An 18,052-nucleotide genomic window follows, 5' to 3' on the forward strand; every position below is an offset into this window, starting at 1 on the left:
CGGCGGGGGGGAGAGGAAGAGGAGGCAGCGCAAGATGAAAGACAGGATTTTCGGCGTCCTGCAGCGGATCGGAAGCTCGCTGACCAATGAGAACGTGGTGAAGACAGTCATCATCCACAGCCCGATGGACGGCACCGCTGCGGATCTCTCCACGACGCCGGATGCGGCATTTGCCGGAAAGATGATGGGGGACGGCGCTGTGGTCACCCCGTCCGGGGACACGGTCTGTGCGCCGGAGGACGGGGAGATTTCCCTCGTCTTTGACACGAAGCACGCGGTCGGCCTGACCACGGATTCCGGTGTGGAGCTGCTGATCCATGTTGGCATAGACACGGTCAACCTGAACGGCCAGGGGTTCACCGCCCTCGTGGAGACCGGGCAGAGGGTGAAGCGGGGCGACCCGCTGCTGAGGATCGACCTGGAGTATCTGAAAACCCATGCGCCCTCGGTGGCCGCCCCGGTGCTCTGCTCCGAGATGGAGGAAAATATGAAGATCCGGCTGCTCCATGAGGGGGCGGTCAAGGCGGGCGATCCGCTGTTCGCGATCGACTACTACGAAGAATAGGGCAAATTTGCATAGCTTGCACTAAACTCGCGCTCCTTAAGTGCTCTGCGTAACAAAAAAAGGCGTGTGAAAAATGACTGCTCATTTTTCACACGCCTTTTTTCCTCGGAAAATTGTGCGCGGGAGGCTTGGCTTTTCTCAAAAGCCGCCCGCGGCTTGGCTTTCCTTATTCGGATCCGGACCAGACAAAGTTCGGAATCAGCTCCGACCACTTGCTGATGCCCAGGGTCTTCTTGCACTCGGCAGATACCTGGAGGGATTTCCCGGCCCTGTCGATATCGCGGAAGATCGAGTAGATCGGCTTGCTGTGGGTGGCGGTGATGCCGCTGCTGTTCTCATCGCAGTAGTACAGGCCGAATGCCGTGCTGGACTGCGTCTCTGTCGGGGCGTCTGTCTGGCGGGAGAGGAGATAGCTCTCAATATACGGGTTGCTCTCTGTCAGATAGTAGGAATAGGCAAATGCCGCCGCCTGCTCCTGGAGCTTGTTGCCGCTCGGGGTCATCGAGGTGAAGCCCTGCTCGCTGAGCGTGATATGGCGGACCTTGCCTGTCGGGCTCCGCATCGCGTCGGTCTGCATGTAATCGGTGAGAACATGCAGGTTGTAGAAGTTCAGGATCGGGGTGGACACATCCTGGGTCAGGCCGTTATTGCCGTCGTCCCAGAAAACCGGGTCTGTCATCGGATACGGATACGGGTGGTAGGCGAGGCCCCAGTCGATCTGTCCTTCCTCCGCGGCTACCGAGTTAAACTGGTCGAGCACATCCTTGCCCTTGTAGTAGGTCGTGCCGTTGGTCTGCGACGAATCGTTCCAGATATTGTCGATGGAGAAGAAGACACGGGAATCGGCGTTTCTGCCCTTGACTGCCGTGTAGAACACCCGGAAGGCGTGCTGGTAGATCTTCACGTAGCTCCGGATGTCCATCGCGCCGGTGTAGTTCCAGTACTGATGGTTGATCTCGTTGCCGATGACCCAGGCGAAGATCTTGCCGTGGCCATTGCTCCCGTTGTAGCGCTCGGCGAGGAAGTTGGCAACCGCCTCAACATAATTCTCCCCGGCTTCCGTGGTTGTGTTGAAGACATAGTACGGGTGTTTGCCATCGTTCGTCAGCCCCGGGAGGTAGAGATCCGGCGAGCTGTCGCTCCATCCGTTCAGGATGACGGCGGTCACCAGGACGCCGCGGTTGCTCAGCGTGGAGATGTAATGGTCAAACTTGTCAAAATAGTCCTTGCTGAAATTGTAGGTCTTCCCCTTCCAGGTGTAGGAGATTCCCGTCCCCTGCATCTGGTTGACCGCCATGTCGAGCTTCGCCTGCTTGATGCCCAGGGAAATGGCATCGTTCAGCAGCGTGGTATCGACGGCGAGCCCCTTCTTGCCGGTGATTTTTACCGTGGATTTGTCCTTCGCGGCGATCTCCGGGTTGGTGATAAAGTGACGGCTGGTGAGCGCCTGATACTGGGTGCCGTCCCACACGGCGAGAATGAAGGACTTGTAGGAGCGGTCACTGTCTGTTCCCGCGTTCAGCGGGAAGGTAAAGGTGTAAGAGGAGCTGATGGGCGCGGAGGTTACATAGTCCGTCCGCCCGGCCAGGTCGTTCTGCCAGGAACCCATTTCCACTACATAGACCTGCCCGTCAGTGCCGGTGGCGTCCCCGGAGCCGGTGGCGGTGATGGTGACGGTGGTTCTTCCGGCGTCGATGGTGCAGCCGGTGATCTGTGCAGTCGCGTTGATTGCCGGCTTTTCTGCCGTCTCGTCCGCGAGGGAAACGAATGCGCATCCGAGAACCAGCAGGAAGCTGAGGACAGCCGTCATCAGCAGCCGCGCAGAAAATACAGTTCTTTGCCTCATAGGTTCAAAAAGCCTCCTTTCCTTAGCTGCCCCATTTTAGCATGATCAGGTCAGAAAGTGTTTGATTATTTCTTACGATTAAGTAACGGCTGACCGAGCGGAGCAAAGCTGCGCGGGATGCGGGGGTTGAACAGCAGCAGCCGGAGAGCCCTGTTTGCGTAATGCCGGGGCCTGTGGTAAAATATCGAATTATGAAGTGGAAATCTGTCCAGTTGGAGCGGCGGAGAAGCATGGAAAATGGTCCAGCCCGCTGCCTCCTGCGGATCCTTGCTTTGCCCGAGGCGGGGGTTCCGGGCGCTCGCATGTGCTGGACAGGGATAAGAATGGTCAGCGCGGTCAGATTTAATAAAAATTTTATTGAAGGTCGGAGGCTTTGCGGGTAAACTTGGGAGAGCTTGAATACCCGCCTTTTCGCAGAAGAATGAGAAGGCCGACCAGCAGAGGATATTCCATTATGCGCTATAAGATTGATGTTGTCCGTCTCCGGGAGAATACGATGGAGCTCAACGGCTGGGCTCTCGGAAAGACGCCCGATTCGGTGATCGAATATGAGGTACTGGACGGCAGCCACCGGAAGGTGGACATGCATTTTGTCCGCACGCGCCGCGACGATGTCAGCGAGGCGTACTACGGCACGGCGGTGGACAAGGATTTCGGCTTTGATATCCGTTTTCCCTGGGTGCATGGGGAGAGTTACGATCTCGTGATCCGCGGGGACGGGAAGAAAGCCGTGATCCATTACAACGATGAGCTGATCCGGAAGCACAGCCGTTCCTCCTATAAGAGGCTGCACCGGGCGATCGGCCTCTTTAAGCCGCAGACACTGCGCTCCGGCATGGATTACCTCAGGGAAAACGGAATCCGGGATTTTCTCCGGAAGACAAAGCTCAAATTCGAGGGAATCGACAGCGATTATGAGTATTCCGAGTGGTATGAGCTTGTCCGGACGACCGAGGAGGAGCTCGCCCGGCAGCGAAATGAGATTTTTGACCCGTCACCGCTGTTCTCCATCGTGATTCCGGCGTACAGGACGCCGGAGGCCTACCTTCGCGCCCTGCTGGATTCTCTCCGGCAGCAGACCTACACGAATTTTGAGGTTTGCATCGCCGACGGGAGCCCAAAGGGGGAGGATGTCTCCCGGATTCTCGGAGAGTACGCGGGCAAGGATCCGCGGATTCATTATTCGGTTCTCGGGGAGAACCGGGGAATCTCCGGCAACACCAACGCGGCGCTCGCGATGGCGAAGGGGGATTATATCGTCCTCGCGGATCACGATGACACCCTGACGCCGGATGCCCTCTACGAGCTCGCCCGGAATTTCCGGGATCATCCGTCCTGCGACATGGTGTATTCCGACGAGGATAAGCTGGATATGGACGGCGGGCAGCTGTTTGATCCGCATTTTAAGCCGGACTTTAATCCTGACCTGCTCTGCAGCGTCAACTATATCTGCCACCTGCTCTGCGTGCGGAAGGATCTCGCCGGCCGCGTCGGCGGCTTCCGCCAGGAGTTTGACGGAGCACAGGATTACGACTTCATTTTCCGCTGCACCGAGCAGGCGGCGGAGATCCGCCACATCCCGAAGGTGCTCTACCACTGGAGATGCCACCGGAATTCCACGGCCAGCAACCCGGAGAGCAAGCTCTACGCCTTCGAGGCCGGTGCGCGCGCGATCGGCGCCCATTACGACCGGGTGGGCATTCCCTACGAGAAGGTGGAAAAAGGGGTGGACTACGGCATTTACCACACGGTTTTCCGCATCCAGGGGGATCCCCTGGTCTCCATCGTCATCCCGAACAAGGATCACGCTGCGGATCTCGACACCTGCCTGAGGGCGGTCGAGGAGCGGGCAACCTACCGGAATGTCGAGTTTGTGATTGTGGAGAACAACAGCACGGAGCAGGAGACCTTCGATTATTATGAGAGGATCCGGAAGGAATTTTCCAATGTCCGCGTGGTGACCTGGAAGGGGAAATTCAATTATTCCGCGATTAATAATTTCGGCGTCAGGGTGACGAAGGGGGATTATCTGCTGTTCCTCAATAATGATACGGAGCTGATCGCCGAAAACTTTATTGAGGAGATGCTTGGCTACTGCCAGCGGCCGGATGTCGGCGCGGTCGGTGCCCGCCTGCTCTATCAGGACGGGTCGATCCAGCATGCCGGGGTGGTGGTCGGTTTCGGCGGGATCGCCGGGGCGGCTTTTGTCGGGCAGAGCAAGTATCAGGTGAGCTATTTCCACCGGGCGATGAGCGCCCAGGATTACAGCGCCGTGACCGCTGCCTGCCTGATGACGAAGCGGGAGGTGTTCGACCGAGCCGGCGGCTTTTCCGAGGATCTCGCCGTGGCCTTCAACGATATCGATTACTGCATGAAGGTCCGCGCCCAGGGTAAGCTTGTGGTTTATAATCCCTACGCGGTGCTCCACCACTACGAATCCAAGTCCCGCGGCCTAGAGGATACCCCGGAGAAGGTGGCGAGATTTAACAGCGAGATCCGGACCTTCGCGGAAAAGTGGCCGGATATCCTGAAAAACGGCGACCCGTACTACAACCCGAATCTCACGCTCCGGAAGGCGGACTTCTCCCTGCGGGATCTTCGGAAGGAGAAGATCGGCGAGCCTTACCGGCTGGAGGTATGACGGGGGATGGCGTGTGCCGGGAGAGGGCAGTTCATGAAAGAGACAGCAACTGTGGTGATCCCCAATTATAACGGGGGGCAATTTTTGGAAAAATGCCTGGATTCCCTGGCGCGGCAGTCCTACCGCGCTTTCCGCGTCCTCGTGATTGACAACGGCTCCGAGGACAACAGCAGGGAAATCCTGGAGCGGTACCGTGAGGGGGATTTTCCGGTTCCGCTGGAGGTTGATTACCTCGGGGAGAACACCGGGTTTTCCGGGGCGGTCAACCGGGGGATCCGGGAGAGCGGGACGCCCTATGTGATCCTGCTCAACAATGATGTGGAGTGCGACGAATTCTACGTGGCGGAACTCGTCCGGGCCATCGCCCATTCGCCGCGGATCTTCTCGGTCAGCCCGAAGATGATCCAGATGGCGCATCCCGAGCTGATCGATGATGCCGGGGATATGTATTCGGTGATGGGCTGGGCGTACCAGCGTGGGGTAGGGCAGAGTATCCGGCGGTACCGGAAGGGCTCCATGATCTTTTCGGCCTGCGCCGGGGCAGCCATTTACCGCCGGTCGGTATTCCGGGAGATCGGGGATTTTGACGAGATGCATTTTGCCTACCTGGAAGATATCGACGTCGGCTACCGGGCGAAGATTTACGGTTATGACAACCTGTACTGCCCGTCGGCGAAGGTTTTTCATGTAGGCAGCGGCACCAGCGGATCAAAATACAATCCGTTCAAGGTGCGTCTTGCGGCGAGGAATAATGTCTATCTGAATTGGAAGAATATGCCCCTTCCGCAGCTTATCTTTAATCTTCCTGCGATCGCCCTGGGGACTGCGGTCAAATCTGTTTTTTTTGCCCGGAGAGGGTTTGGAAGGGACTATGTGTCGGGGCTTCTGGAAGGAATCCGGACAGCCGGGCGCGCGCGGCGGGTGCCATACCGGCCGGAGCATCTGAAAAACTATCTGCTCATCGAGGGGGAGCTGATTTACGGCGCCTTACTCTACTGCTGGGAATTTTTCCGGAGAAAGGTACATGATGGCTTACAATGACGACGAACTGGAGCGCATGCGCGCCCGGAGGAGAAACAGAAATTCCGCGGGAAGAACAGGAACCGGCCGAAACAGCGGTTCGTCTGACGGTTCCTCCGGGAGCCGCCTGCATGTGGCAGGCCGCGGCGCATCCGCGGGCGGAGGCTACCCGGGGGGAAGCCGCGAAAGCAGGGGACGAGGTGCGCACAGCCGGAAGTACGGGCGCAGGAAGAGGAGGGTCTGGCTTGCCGTGCTGGAAGTCTTTCTTGTCCTCGCCCTCCTGATCGGCGCGGTCTGCTGGTACGTCTACCAGCGGACCTTCGGTGCCATGCAGAAGATCGAGTTCGATGAGAACGCGGTGCAGAACCTGGATCTCTCCGAGCAGCAGCTCGCGGATATGGAAGGCTATTTCAACATCATGTGCTTCGGCGTGGACTCCCGCATGGAAAACGGTGTGCAGAACGTCGGAAAGGGGACGAACGCTGACGTCAACATGATTATCAGCGCGAATCTGGAGACGGGGGATATCCGCATTATCTCCGTCTTCCGGGATTCCTATCTGAACGTCAATGATAAGAACTCCTACAACAAGATCAACGCGGCTTATGCCCAGGGCGGGCCGGAGCAGGCGGTCAAGGCGCTCAACAAGAACCTCGGCCTCAATGTGACGCAGTATGCGACATTTAACTGGGGATCTGTGGCAAAGGCCATCAATATCCTCGGCGGTGTGGATGTCGACCTGAGCGATGCCGAGTTCTCCTGGATCAATGCCTACATCACGGAGACCGTGAAGGAGACCGGTATCGGCAGTGTCCAGCTGACGCACAGCGGCCATGTCCACCTGGACGGTATCCAGGCGGTGGCTTATGCCCGCATCCGCTACAGCGATACCGACTACGCCCGGACCGAGCGCCAGAGGATTGTCCTGGAGAAAGCATTTGAAAAGGCGAAGAACGCGGATTGGGGCACCCTGCAGAACCTGATTTTCACGATCACGCCGGAGCTTGCGACCAACGTCTCCGTGGATGACATTGTCCCGCTCGCGAAGCGGATCACAAAATTCAATATCTCCGATACCCAGGGCTTCCCGAGCGCGCGCGGCGAGAAGCGGATGGACAAGCTCGGCGACTGCGTCATTCCGCAGACCCTGGCCTACAATGTCAAGCTGCTGCACCAGTTCCTCTTTGATGAGCAGGACTACCAGGTGCCGAACTCGATTCAGGAGTATAGCAGCCATATTGCCAGCGTGACCGGCCTCACGACCAACGCGAAGGTGATCGGCCATGTGGCGACAGACCAGGGGATCAGTGCCGATGCGTTCCACCGGATCATGGGCAGCGGGTCGACCAGCGGAAAGTCCAGCAAAAAATATGATTCCCTGGAGCCGGTGACCGATCCGGAGACCAAGGCAAAGAAGAAGACGGAGGCTTACGAGTACTCCACCGACAGCAAGGGGAACGCGGTCTATGAGACGGACGAGAATGGCGACGTGATCTTTGAGACGGAGAAGAACGGGAAAGTGGTTCTGCCCACGGACAAATCCGGCAAGACCGAATATCCGACGGACGCGCATGGCGATGTGATTGATCCGCCGGAGGACGACGAGACTGAGAAGGCTGCGACCAAGGCAGCCGGACCGGGCAGCGAGACGAATGCGCACGCGTCCGTGGGGCCGAAGACGGAGACCGAGCCAAAACCCGCGGAAACCAAGGCGGAGGAGCCGAAGGCCGCTGAGCCGGCAGGTCCCGCTTCGGACAACAGCAGCAATAAGAGCAATCAAGAGGCGGTTGGCCCGGGCGCAGAGGGCTGAGCCCGCCGGGAGTGACAGAGGCAGAGACAGATGATCAAAAATAATCAGGAGAGGCTGAACCGGCTTCATGTTGCCTTAGACGGAGTGGTGATTGCCATATCCTATCTCCTCGCCTGGTACATTGTCTATGGCAGCACGCGGTCGCTGGTGACGCCGGCCAACCGGGACTACATGTCCATGGTCTACATCATCGCAGGCGTGCTGATCATCCCCTACTACCTGTTCCTGTACGCGGTTTTTCATCTCTATGCGCCGAAACGGGTTCAGGTGGCCAGGGTTGAGCTGGCCAATATTTTCAAGGCGAACACCCTCGGCGTACTGACCCTGGCGCTGATTTTGTTCTTTGGCGGGAAAAATCCGTATTTCTATCATTTTTCCCGGCCGATGGTTGTCCTGTTCTACGTCATCAATACAGCGGCCGAAACCCTGGCGAGAAATCTCCTCCGTTTCGGCCTCCGGAAAATGCGCTCGAACGGCTACAACCAGAAGCATGTCCTGCTGGTCGGCTACAGCAAGGCAGCCGAGGGGTTCATTGACCGGGTTCGGGCAAATCCCGAGTGGGGTTACCAGATCCGGGGCATTCTGGACGACCATGTGGCGTGGGGGAAGGAATACCGTGGAATCCGGGTGATTGGAAGAACAGAGGATCTCCCGGAGATTCTCGCGCTCAACACCCTGGATGAAATCGCGATCACCCTGAGCCTCTCCGAGTATGCCAAGCTGGAAAATATCGTCGCTGCCTGTGAGAAGTCCGGTGTCCACACAAAGTTCATCCCGGATTACTATAATTTCATCCCCACGCAGCCCTATATGGAGGATCTGGAGGGGATGCCGGTCATCAACATCCGGCATGTTCCGCTGACGAACCCGCTGAACGCGATCATGAAGCGGATCGTGGATATCTTCGGGGCGCTCGTGGCGATTGTCCTCTTTTCCCCGATCATGCTGGTCACCGCGGCTCTGGTCAAGCTGACGTCCCCGGGGCCGGTGATTTTCAGCCAGGAGCGGGTCGGCCTTCACAATAAGCCGTTCCGGATGTACAAATTCCGCTCGATGACGGTGCAGGCGCCGGAAAAGGAGAAGAGCAGGTGGACGACCCCCGGTGATGCCAGGGTAACTCCCGTCGGCCGCTTTATCCGGAAGACCAGCATCGACGAGATGCCCCAGCTCTTCAATGTGCTGAAGGGGGATATGAGCCTGGTTGGGCCGCGACCCGAGCGGCCTTTCTTTGTGGAAAAGTTCCGGGAGGAGATCCCGCGCTATATGATCAAGCACCAGGTGCGACCGGGCATGACCGGCTGGGCGCAGGTCAACGGGTTCCGGGGAGATACCTCCATCACCAAGAGGATCGAGCACGATCTCTACTATATTGAGAACTGGTCGCTGGGATTTGACTTTAAGATCCTGTTTCTGACCTTTTTCAAGGGATTCATCAACAAGAACGCATACTGATCAATGGGAGCAGCAATGGATAAAGACAGAGAGGACGGTGTCCGCCTTCCCGATGACGGCCCGGATATCCTGTCCAGCCGGTTCGGCGGGGGCGGGGATCATCCGGAAAGACAACCGAAAGATGGGGAGATAGCCGCGAGAGGGCGATACCAGGGATATTCCCTGGATGTCATTTCTGACTCCTTCAGCCGTGGCAGCTCCCGGGGGCAGGACGCTTCTTCCCGCAGCGGTTCCCGCAGGCGGGACATTTCTTCCCGCAGCGGTTCCCGCAGGCGGGACACTTCTCCCCGCAGCGGTTCCCGCAGGCAGGACACTTTCGCCCGCACCGAGTACAGCATCTCCGGGGAGCCGGAGGATCCCGGCAAAGTGGCACATTCCCGCCGGAGAGGCGGGCAAAGCCGGAGCGCGCAGGCAGCATCCCGCGGGGCGGAGGAAAAGCGGCGTCGGAATATGTCGCGAAAACGGAAAAAGGGAAAACGAATCCGCAGGGTGATGCTGGTTTTCCTTCTTTTGCTTTGTTTCCTTGCCGGCTTCGCCGGCTATTACGGCTACAGCCGCCTTAGCCTTCTCCAGCGCCTCCCGTGGAACCGGCAGGAGATGGCGAACAATAATCTGAATGTCAATACCCGGAAACAGATGAGAGGATACTGGACCGTGGCGGTCTTCGGGGTAGACAGCAGGGATGATTCCCTGGGCGCCGGCAATAACTCGGATGTCAATATGATCGTCAATGTTGATCATGACACCGGCGATATCCGCATCGCTTCCATTTACCGAGATACTTACATGAAGATCGGCGACGATATGTATAACAAGGTCAACGCCGCCTATCAGATCGGAGGCCCGACTCAGGCTGTGGAAGCCCTGAACAACAACCTTGACCTGGAAATTGACGACTATGCCACCTTCAACTGGAAGGCGGTGGCGGAGGCAATCAATATCCTGGGTGGCGTGGATGTCGAGATCTCCGAGGATGAATTCAAGTATATCAACGCCTTTATCACGGAGACGGTGAAATCCACCGGGATCGGTTCTACCCAGCTGAAATCCGCGGGGATGAACCACTTGGATGGCATCCAGGCGGTGGCGTACGGGCGGCTCCGCCTGATGGATTCCGATTTCCGGAGGACCCAGCGGCAGCGCCTCATCATCGAGCTTGCCCTGCAGAAGATGAAATCGGCGGATCTTGCCACGCTGGATAATCTCGTGAAGACGGTATTTCCCCAGATCGCGACCAGCGCGAGCATGAACGACCTGCTGGCCATGGTGGCCAATGTCGGGCACTATAAGATTTCCTCCACCTACGGGTTCCCGGAGGACAACGGCGGGAAGCGGGTAGGCGGCCGCGGATACTGCGTTATCCCGCGCACACTGGAGAGCAATGTGGTGAAGCTCCATGAATTTTTCTTCGGCGATAAGGACTATGAACCGTCAGAAACGGTACAGGAGATCAGCAGCCACATCGCGGATGTGACCGGGCTCGGGAAAATGAAGGCGGGCGATACCAGCGTGGGGGATGACGATCAGCAGGAAACCCTGGTCAGCGAGTGGCGGAGCCCGACGGAAGCCGGGGAATCCTCCGAGGAGGCCGAAAAATCCTCCACGAAGTCTTCAACCGGGACAAAGGCATCCGGGACAAAGGAATCCGGGACAAAGACATCCGGGACAAAGACGTCCGGGACAAAGACATCCGGGACGAAGGTCTCCGGGACGAAGCCGTCCTCCACGCGGACATCAGAAGAATCGAGAGAATAAGGAAGAAGCATCGGCAGCGAGACATCGGGGTCCCGGCGGTTCTATCGTGAACCGGCCGGGGCCTTTTTCTGCCTTTGCGCAATTGTGTGAACCGGCCGGGATCTTTCCATGTCCGCCTGTTCTCGGGGAAAACCAGCGGCATGGCGCGGAAAAGCGCTTTCACAATCTGTGCGAAAAATTTTCACAGTTCCAACACATTTGGCTGTTAGGATAATCATAGTTGGATAGATGCCGGCAGGCATCATCAGCAGGGAGGTTATGTTATGAGCAGCAATTATCCGGAAAACGGATTTCCAGGGAATGACGCGGGAGAAAATCCCCAGTATTTCAACCCGCAGCGAGATAGCAGCGAAGACAGAGAATACAGAGACCGGGAGGCCGGAAGCAGTGCGGACAGCGCATCAGAGGGCGGCTACGGCTCTTACAGCAGCACGGACGATGACCCGTACAGCACTTCTTCTTCCGGCAGCAGGAGGGACGCCTCAGACGGCGCGTCGTCCGACCCGTACCGCGGGCCGCAGTACGGGAGCACGGCGCCTTCCGGCAGTGCGGATGCCGGGCGGGACGGCAGCAGGGGGAAGAAGCCGGGAAGAGGAAACGGCGGCAAATTCGCCAGGAGGGCGGCAGTCCTCGTGCTCTCCGGCGCCGTCTTCGGCGCGGCGGCAGGCGGAACCATGTACGGGGTATACCGGGCGGCGAACGCGGCATCCCCGGCCCGGCAGGAAACCATCGCCCAGCAGGAGACCACGGCAACGTCCGCGGATGCTTCCGCATCATCCGGGAGCGGATCTTCCGATTCCGCAAAGCCGATGGATGTGACAGACATCGTGGCCAATGCCATGCCGTCTGTTGTCGCGATCAACAACAAGATGATTGTGACCCAGAATGATTTCTTCTTCGGCCAGCAGCAGTACGAGGCCAGCGGCTCCGGTTCCGGCATCATTGCCGGGCAGAATGATTCCGAGCTGCTGATCGTGACGAACAACCACGTGGTCAAAGATTCGGAGGAAATGTCGGTGACCTTTACCGACGGGGACAGCGTCAAGGCATCCATCAAGGGAACGGATTCCGATTCCGACCTGGCGGTGGTCTCCGTCGCGCTCTCTGATATCCCCGACGAGACGAAGGGAAAGATCAAGATCGCAAATCTCGGGGATTCCGACAGCCTGAAGCTCGGACAGGGGGTTGTTGCTATCGGGAATGCCCTGGGCAAGGGCCAGTCAGTCACGACCGGCGTGGTCAGTGCCCTGAACAAGCAGGTGACGATCGATGGTGTCACCCGCAACCTGATCCAGGTCGACGCGGCAATCAACCCCGGCAACTCCGGCGGCGCCCTGCTGGATCTTGACGGCAACGTGATCGGCATCAATTCCGCCAAGTACTCGGATACGGATGTCGAGGGCATCGGGTATGCGATCCCGATCAGCCAGGCAAAGTCGATCATCGATGAACTGATGTCCCGTCAGACGAGAAAGGCTGTGCCGGAAAATGAGCAGGGCTACCTGGGGATCCGGCTGCAGAATATCGACAGCAGCCTTGCGCAGGCGTACGGGATGCCCGAGGGGATTTATGTCTACCAGATCATCAAGGGCGGCGCGGCTGAAAAGTCCGATCTCCACGAGAGAGATATCATCACGAAGATCGACGGGCAGAGCGTGAAGACAGGAGAGGAGCTGAAAGATCAGCTGAAATACTACCGCGGTGGCGAGACAGTCACCCTGACGGTACAGACCTTGGAAAATGGACAGTATCAGGAGCGTGAGGTCCAGGTGACGCTGGGCTACCGCAAGGATGCACAGAACCTCCCGGGGAACAGTGGGAGCGATGGCGATTCTGATGAAGAGACGCCGCCGGCGGAGAGCAGTGCGGCGGAGAGCAGTGCCGACGAGGGCACCGGCGTTGCTGAGGAAGAGACACCATGATGCTGTCGAGCTGAATATGGTCCCGACGAGTCCTTTTCGCCGGGACTTTTTCTAAAATTGCATTCGCGGAGGTAGAAAATGAGGAAAAGATTACTGGCAGGCACGATGGCGGCGATGACGGCAGTCAGCGCCCTCGCTCCGACGATCACGGCGGAGGCATCCAGCACCTATGAGATGCGGAGAAAAATCATCACCACCGCGGGCATTATGGACGCCGCAGCGTCAGATTCCGCCGGGGTCACCCGGGCACAGTTCGCGAAGATGCTGGTGAAGGCTTCCGCCTATAAGGATGTCAGTACGGAGAACAACGTTACACTCTATGCGGATGTTGCCGCGAACAGTGAGAATGCCGCCTATATCCGCGTCGCGGCGGAGCAGGGATGGATGACCGGCTTTCTCGGCGGCAAGTTTAAGCCGGACGACCCGGTCAATATGGCGCAGGCAGCCAAGGCCGTCCTCACGCTGCTCGGTTATACGGATTCCGACTTTACCGGAAGCCTCGTCTCTAACCGGATGGCGAAGTTCGACGCCCTGGGGCTTAATGAAAACATTTCCAAGGCGTCCACAGATACGCTGGCCAACTCGGACTGTGTGAACCTCATCTACAACCTTCTCGATACGAACACGAAGGATCATGAGAACGAGGCGAAGACCAGCAGCACGATCTATGGCAAGGCACTTGGCTATGAGGTCAACAGCGACGGTGACCTCAACCCCTTTGCCTCCCTCGAGGATGACCTCAGGGGGCCGTACCTGCTGAAAAAGGGATCCAAGCTCGGTTCGATCATCGATTTTTCCAAGAATAAGGCGAGTTACTATCTGAACGGGCAGGCCAGCACCAAATCCCAGATTGAGAATACAGCGGATGAGGACACGGTGATCATCTATTATAATTCCACCACGAAGATGGTATACGCCTATTCCACCGAGGGCGGGACTGACAGTGACGGAAATGAGACCATCGGTGCTGCTGAGGGAAAGCTGGAGTCCATCTATTACGGCTCCTCCGACGTCATGACGCCGACGTCGATCGTCATCGACGGAACGGAGTACAAGATCACCACCTCGGACATGCAGTACGCATTTTCCGTGTACGGCAACGTGGAGGTGAAGGACGATGTCACGATCGTCTGGGCGACCCGGACAGTCAATGGCGAGGAGGCCAAGGTGGTCATCGCCATCGTCGATTAACCGGTCATCGCCATTGCCGGTTAACGCCGGAGGAGACGGAGTTCAGGAGAACAGCAGATGAAAATATTGCATAAGACAGCCGGTGAGACGATGAAAAGAACCTGGAAATTTTATGTGACGAAGAAAAGGATTATTCTTGCCGTGCTCATCGTGGCCGTGGCCGCGGGCGGGGCAGTCCTCTGGCAGCGGCGGAAAGCGGAGAAAAACGCGGCGGCGGAGGCTTCCGTCAAGACGGCCACGGTTTCCCGCCAGACCATCACCCAGACGCTGTCGGCATCCGGAACCATTTCCCCGAAGCAGACCTACAATCTGACCTCGATGGCGGACGGCGAGGTGACAGGGTGCTATTTTGACGTCGGCGACCAGGTAACCGAGGGGCAGGTCCTCTATGAGATCGATGCTTCCTCGATGTCCTCAAAGCTGACCTCGGCGGAGAATTCGCTGTCCAGGGCACAGTCGGAGCTGAGCGACGCCCAGAAGGACTATGCCCAGGCGGAGAGCGATTTCAGCGGGAATACCGTGAAATCGCCAAAGAGCGGGTATATCAAGTCGGTCAAGATCGAGGCCGGGGACGATGTCAGCGGCGGTACGGAGATCGCGGAGATCTATGATGATTCCACCATGGAGATCCGTATCCCCTTCCTGAGCATCGAGGCGCAGCAGATTGCAGCCGGAAGCACGGCAGCGCTGACCCTTTCAGACACGCTGGAGCAGATCGAGGGGCAGGTGGTCTCGGTCGCTGCGCAGGATGAGACCCTGGCCGGCGGGCGGCTTGTCCGCTATGTGACGATTCGTGTGTCGAATCCGGGGGGATTGACGACTTCCACCGCCGCAAGCGCGGTGATTGGGAATTACACCTCCGCCGCGGAGGGGACATTTACGGCGATCGTCAATTCCACGATTGTGGCCTCCAATCTCAAAAATGCTGTCGAGTGCGCGGAAGTCCTGGTTCATGCGGGCGATCATGTGAGCGTGGGCACGCCGCTCTTCCGGATGAAGGCCTCTGACGCGCAGGATCTTCTGAAGACCTACAAGGATTCGGTGGATCAGGCGCAGAGCAGTGTGGAGCAGGCCCAGAGCAGTCTGGACAGCACCAAGGATGATTACGATAATTACACGATCACCGCACCGATTTCCGGCACCGTGGTTTCCCGGGATGTCAAGGTTGGCGACAATATCCAGAATCTCTCCAGTTCCACGGCGCTTGCAGTGATCTATGACCTGTCCTCTGTCACCTTTGAGATGGACATCGATGAGCTGGATATCAGCAATGTCTCCGTCGGCCAGAAGGTCGACGTGACTGCGGATGCCTTTGAGGGGCAGACCTTCGAGGGCGAGGTGACCAGCGTCAGCATGGAAGGCACAAGCTCGAACGGAGTCACCTACTATCCGGTGACCGTGACACTTACCGATTATGGCGGCCTTCTGCCGGGGATGAACGTCGAGGGCGTGATCACGCTGGACAGCGCGGAGAATGTCATTGCCATCCCGGCGGATGCCCTTCAGCGGGGCAATAAGGTCTATGTCAAGGATTCCGGAGAAGGCACGGAGACAGCCAAGGCATCCGGAGATTCCCCGGAAAATGCCGATTCCGGCGTGCCGTCAGGCTTCCGTGAGGTGGATGTCACCACCGGCCTCGTGACCGACGATTATGTCGAGATCACTTCCGGCAACCTCAGCGAGGGGGACGTGGTCTATGTGACCCAGAGCACCGTGAGCAGCGGCAGCCAGCAGCCGGGCATGCCCGGCGATATGGGCGGCGGCCAGGGCGGCCCGGGCGGCGGCGATATGGGCGGCGGCCAGGGAGGCCAAGGCGGTCAGGGAGGCCAAGGCGGCCCAGGTGGAGACCGGGGCAGCGGAGGCCCGATGTAATGGGCGCGGCAACGTCAGCCCGGGAGCAGCGCGGGCAGGAGAAGCGGCCGCTGATCGAGCTCAGGGACATCTATAAAATCTATAAGATGGGCGGGGAGGAAATCCATGCCTCCGACGGTGTTTCCCTCTCCATCAGCCAGGGCGAGTTTGTGGCTATTGTCGGCAAGTCCGGCAGCGGCAAATCCACGCTGATGAACATTATCGGCGCGCTGGATGTCCCCACGAGCGGACAGTATTTCCTGAACGGGAAGGATGTCAGCCACATGAAGGACGATGAACTGGCGGGCATCCGGAACAGGATGATCGGCTTCATTTTTCAGCAGTACAATCTTCTCCCGAGGGAGAACCTGCTGGGCAATGTGGAGCTTCCCCTCCTCTATGCCGGAGTGCCGGCGGAGGAGAGGAAGAGGCGGGCACTCGCGGCGCTTGCGCGGGTCGGCCTTAAGGACAAGTGGCGGAATAAGCCGATGCAGCTTTCCGGCGGCCAGCAGCAGCGTGTCTCGATTGCCCGGGCGCTGGCGGGAGACCCGTCCCTGATTCTCGCGGATGAGCCGACCGGCGCCCTGGATTCGCGTACTGGGCACCAGGTGCTGGAATTTCTCCGGCAGCTGAATGGCGAGGGCAATACCATCGTCATGATCACCCATGACAGCTCGATCGCCATGATGGCGAAGCGGGTCGTCCGGGTGTCGGACGGGAAGATTGTATTTGACGGCTCCGTGGACGACTATGGGGCCTTGCTGCGGCGGGAGGAGGAGTCAGCCGATGTTTCTGCAGTCATTCATCCTGGCACTGAAGAGCATCTGGAGCAATAAGATGCGCTCTTTCCTGACCATGCTCGGCATTATCATCGGCGTGGCGGCAGTCATCATCCTCGTCGGGATTGTCAACGGGGAAATGTCCTCCATGCGGGACAGCTTCGCGAGTATGGGCACGAACCGGATCACGGTCAATATGGTCAACCTCAAGACCCGGTCCGTGAGCGTTGACAATATGTATGACTTTTACGGGAAGAATACAGATACCTTTGACCATATGAGCCCGGTAGTCAGTGTGACGACCGGCGCGGTCAAGTACGGCAATGAATCCCTGGACAGCACGGCTATGACCGGCGTCAGTGAGGACTATCTGGATATCCTCGGGGAAAATCTCCAGGCGGGCCGGTTTATCCAGTACTCGGACATTATGTCCCGCCAGAAAGTCTGCGTTGTCGGCGCCTACCTGGTCAAAGAATTCTTTGACAGCGCCGATTCCGCGCTCGGCAATTCCCTCCGCGTCAACGGGGAGAGCTACAAGATCGTCGGCGTGGTGGAGCGGCAGACCAGCGGGAGCGACACCATGGAGGAAGGCGGGGACGACGATTTCGTTTATATCCCCTACACGGCGGCAATCAAGCTCTCCCGGAACGGTACAGTGAACAATTATCTCTTCACGGTGCGCAGTACCGACGACTCGACGGCGGCGAAGTCCCTGATCAGCGATTTCCTCTATGAAACATTTAAAAATGAGGATCTCTACAACATCACCGCCATGAGCGAGCTCCTGGATTCCATGAATTCCATGATCCAGTCGATGTCCCTGATGCTTGGCGGAATCGCGGGAATTTCCCTCCTGGTTGCCGGCGTGGGCGTGATGAACATTATGCTGGTCTCTGTCACGGAGAGAACCCGGGAGATCGGCATCCGGAAGTCCCTCGGCGCGAAGCGGAGCACGATCATGCAGCAGTTTGTTATTGAGGCCGCGGTGACGAGCTCCATCGGCGGCATTATCGGGATTATTGCCGGCTGCGCCCTGACGGTGGTTGCCGGCAACCTTCTGGGGATCACGGCGACGGCGACCTTCGGCGCCGTCGCGGTATCCTTCAGCGTCTCTGTCGGCATCGGGCTGATCTTCGGGTACATGCCGGCGAGCCGGGCAGCGAGGCTGAACCCCATCGACGCGCTCCGGAGCGAGTGATTCCGCGGCTGATCCCGCAGCC

The 18,052-nt window shown here is 58.4% G+C and carries 12 protein-coding genes; 11 read left to right on the forward strand and 1 reads right to left on the reverse strand.

The window, feature by feature from the left end; all coding sequences use genetic code 11:
- Nucleotides 1–34 precede the first annotated feature (34 nt).
- On the forward strand, nucleotides 35–565 hold the full coding sequence (locus ISF27_RS00255; protein ID WP_328701453.1) for a PTS sugar transporter subunit IIA: 531 nt from the start codon (nucleotides 35–37) through the stop codon (nucleotides 563–565).
- 166 nt (nucleotides 566–731) lie between these two features.
- Here ISF27_RS00255 and ISF27_RS00260 read toward each other — a convergent pair whose 3' ends face one another.
- Nucleotides 732–2,411 (reverse strand): DUF5722 domain-containing protein, encoded by a 1,680-nt coding sequence (locus ISF27_RS00260; RefSeq protein ID WP_194608047.1) that lies wholly within the window; start codon nucleotides 2,409–2,411, stop codon nucleotides 732–734.
- A gap of 454 nt (nucleotides 2,412–2,865) precedes the next feature.
- On the opposite strand from ISF27_RS00260, the gene ISF27_RS00265 reads away from it, so the two are divergent.
- The 10 genes from ISF27_RS00265 to ISF27_RS00310 all read left to right on the forward strand — a co-directional run bounded on the left by ISF27_RS00265 (nucleotide 2,866) and on the right by ISF27_RS00310 (nucleotide 18,030).
- Nucleotides 2,866–5,052 (forward strand): glycosyltransferase family 2 protein, encoded by a 2,187-nt coding sequence (locus ISF27_RS00265; RefSeq protein ID WP_194608049.1) that lies wholly within the window; start codon nucleotides 2,866–2,868, stop codon nucleotides 5,050–5,052.
- A gap of 33 nt (nucleotides 5,053–5,085) precedes the next feature.
- Entirely contained in the window at nucleotides 5,086–6,093 is a 1,008-nt protein-coding gene (locus ISF27_RS00270) for a glycosyltransferase family 2 protein (RefSeq protein WP_194608051.1), read from the forward strand.
- Complete coding sequence (locus ISF27_RS00275; protein ID WP_235985970.1) at nucleotides 6,077–7,882, forward strand: LCP family protein; 1,806 nt, start codon at nucleotides 6,077–6,079, stop codon at nucleotides 7,880–7,882. Before ISF27_RS00270 ends, ISF27_RS00275 begins: the two co-directional genes overlap by 17 nt.
- A gap of 30 nt (nucleotides 7,883–7,912) precedes the next feature.
- Complete coding sequence (locus ISF27_RS00280) at nucleotides 7,913–9,334, forward strand: undecaprenyl-phosphate glucose phosphotransferase (protein WP_194608052.1); 1,422 nt, start codon at nucleotides 7,913–7,915, stop codon at nucleotides 9,332–9,334.
- A 15-nt stretch (nucleotides 9,335–9,349) separates the two neighbouring features.
- Nucleotides 9,350–11,089 carry an LCP family protein gene (locus ISF27_RS00285; RefSeq protein ID WP_235985971.1) on the forward strand — a complete coding sequence of 580 codons (1,740 nt, stop codon included), beginning with the start codon at nucleotides 9,350–9,352 and terminating at the stop codon, nucleotides 11,087–11,089.
- A gap of 263 nt (nucleotides 11,090–11,352) precedes the next feature.
- Nucleotides 11,353–13,011 carry a S1C family serine protease gene (locus tag ISF27_RS00290; RefSeq protein ID WP_194608054.1) on the forward strand — a complete coding sequence of 553 codons (1,659 nt, stop codon included), beginning with the start codon at nucleotides 11,353–11,355 and terminating at the stop codon, nucleotides 13,009–13,011.
- A 78-nt stretch (nucleotides 13,012–13,089) separates the two neighbouring features.
- Entirely contained in the window at nucleotides 13,090–14,202 is a 1,113-nt protein-coding gene (locus tag ISF27_RS00295) for an S-layer homology domain-containing protein (RefSeq protein ID WP_194608056.1), read from the forward strand.
- A gap of 57 nt (nucleotides 14,203–14,259) precedes the next feature.
- Nucleotides 14,260–16,074, forward strand: coding sequence for an HlyD family efflux transporter periplasmic adaptor subunit (locus tag ISF27_RS00300; protein WP_235985972.1), 1,815 nt, complete (start codon nucleotides 14,260–14,262; stop codon nucleotides 16,072–16,074).
- Nucleotides 16,074–16,889, forward strand: a complete 816-nt coding sequence (locus ISF27_RS00305) for an ABC transporter ATP-binding protein (RefSeq protein ID WP_235985973.1) — start codon at nucleotides 16,074–16,076, stop codon at nucleotides 16,887–16,889. Before ISF27_RS00300 ends, ISF27_RS00305 begins: the two co-directional genes overlap by 1 nt.
- The gene (locus ISF27_RS00310; protein ID WP_235985974.1) at nucleotides 16,840–18,030 is read left to right on the forward strand and encodes an ABC transporter permease; all 1,191 of its coding nucleotides are present in this window, start codon (nucleotides 16,840–16,842) and stop codon (nucleotides 18,028–18,030) included. Before ISF27_RS00305 ends, ISF27_RS00310 begins: the two co-directional genes overlap by 50 nt.
- Nucleotides 18,031–18,052: the final 22 nt, after the last annotated feature.

Source organism: Clostridium vitabionis (assembly GCF_015351765.1).
Taxonomy (GTDB): domain Bacteria; phylum Bacillota; class Clostridia; order Lachnospirales; family Lachnospiraceae; genus Clostridium_R; species Clostridium_R vitabionis.

Excerpts from the sequence above, each read along its gene's own strand:
- ISF27_RS00255 (WP_328701453.1), top strand. The coding sequence starts at position 35 with ATGAAAGACAGGATTTTCGGCGTCCTGCAGCGGATCGGAAGCTCGCTG.
- ISF27_RS00260 (WP_194608047.1), bottom strand. The coding sequence starts at position 2,411 with ATGAGGCAAAGAACTGTATTTTCTGCGCGGCTGCTGATGACGGCTGTC.
- ISF27_RS00265 (WP_194608049.1), top strand. The coding sequence starts at position 2,866 with ATGCGCTATAAGATTGATGTTGTCCGTCTCCGGGAGAATACGATGGAG.
- ISF27_RS00270 (WP_194608051.1), top strand. The coding sequence starts at position 5,086 with ATGAAAGAGACAGCAACTGTGGTGATCCCCAATTATAACGGGGGGCAA.
- ISF27_RS00275 (WP_235985970.1), top strand. The coding sequence starts at position 6,077 with ATGATGGCTTACAATGACGACGAACTGGAGCGCATGCGCGCCCGGAGG.
- ISF27_RS00280 (WP_194608052.1), top strand. The coding sequence starts at position 7,913 with ATGATCAAAAATAATCAGGAGAGGCTGAACCGGCTTCATGTTGCCTTA.
- ISF27_RS00285 (WP_235985971.1), top strand. The coding sequence starts at position 9,350 with ATGGATAAAGACAGAGAGGACGGTGTCCGCCTTCCCGATGACGGCCCG.
- ISF27_RS00290 (WP_194608054.1), top strand. The coding sequence starts at position 11,353 with ATGAGCAGCAATTATCCGGAAAACGGATTTCCAGGGAATGACGCGGGA.
- ISF27_RS00295 (WP_194608056.1), top strand. The coding sequence starts at position 13,090 with ATGAGGAAAAGATTACTGGCAGGCACGATGGCGGCGATGACGGCAGTC.
- ISF27_RS00300 (WP_235985972.1), top strand. The coding sequence starts at position 14,260 with ATGAAAATATTGCATAAGACAGCCGGTGAGACGATGAAAAGAACCTGG.
- ISF27_RS00305 (WP_235985973.1), top strand. The coding sequence starts at position 16,074 with ATGGGCGCGGCAACGTCAGCCCGGGAGCAGCGCGGGCAGGAGAAGCGG.
- ISF27_RS00310 (WP_235985974.1), top strand. The coding sequence starts at position 16,840 with ATGTTTCTGCAGTCATTCATCCTGGCACTGAAGAGCATCTGGAGCAAT.